This window comes from Streptomyces sp. NPDC051907 (genome assembly GCF_040681075.1).
Classification (GTDB): domain Bacteria; phylum Actinomycetota; class Actinomycetes; order Streptomycetales; family Streptomycetaceae; genus Streptomyces.
Window position 1 is genome coordinate 1 of the sequence record NZ_JBFAYB010000261.1, and the last position, 1023, is coordinate 1023.

General features: G+C 45.2%; 1 protein-coding gene. It reads right to left on the bottom strand.

Features of this window, described 5'->3' with window-relative positions:
* The coding region (locus AB0M39_RS42250) for a phage/plasmid primase, P4 family (protein ID WP_365374568.1) at positions 1 to 1023 on the bottom strand (1023 nt) is incomplete at both ends.

Genomic DNA, 1023 nt, shown 5'->3' on the forward strand with positions numbered 1-1023 from the left:
CTCCCCTGGCGGGCCCGAAGGAAGCACGGACGGACGCGGCCCCGAGGCCTCAGGCCGAGGCCCGGTCGTCCGCGGGCGAAGGGGTGTTATATCATTTACAAAAGCCAATACATTGTCATTGCTGATTTTAAAGTCATCTAACAGCCCTTGTGTGGCTTTCGGTTCGTCAAACTTCTCAAAGTTAAGCGATAAAGCGATTTTAAGGACATACTCTAAAACGTCTTTGCGTTTAATATAATCATCCTTTATTTTCCAATCGTCATTATCTGCGGTAAAAGACTTTTCAAAAGGCACGATAAGCAAACGTCTGTATGTTCCATTTGACTTATTTCTAAACTTTGGTAAAAAGTTAGTGGACTGAATGACTAATTTATTAAAGACGGCTAGTGTCGGTTGTTTTCCTTTCGCTTCAATCGGTACTGGGTCGCCAGTAACCACAGAAAAGTAATTCCCTGCATTGTCTAAGTAGCTGACTTGGCTGTCATCTCCAATAATGCAAGTCTTCCCAACGACTTGGGAAAGAGAAAAACGTTCAGAAAACTGTTCAGCTTTGACACTTGCGACGTTCTCACGTCCGATTAAGTTCATGATGAGACTTTGAAAAGTCCCTTTGCCGTCGTTCCCCTTACCGACTAGCCAAACGCCTTTGCGATAGGAGTAGTTGCCGTTGGTACTTGCGGAAATAATCTGCCATAAAAGGCTAACGAGTTCTTTATCTCCACTCATTAAATCATAGAGCCAGTCGTCTACGTTCCAACCGTTAATATTGGGTACTTTTGCCTTGTCATTGTACTTGGTCGCAATGGTTGAGGTAAAGACATATTTAGGACTGAATGGCTCTAATTGCTGGGTTTTCTTATTGAAAATACCGTTCGCAACTGGGATAAGATGAGCTTCTGTGGTTTGTTGCTTAACCTCTGCTAAAGTTTCAAGTTTAAAGAGGACCTCTTTAGACCGTGCCTGACTGTATGCTGGGGCGAGGTGCTCGCCGAGGCGGGCGCAGGCGAGGAGGTCCTGACGGTG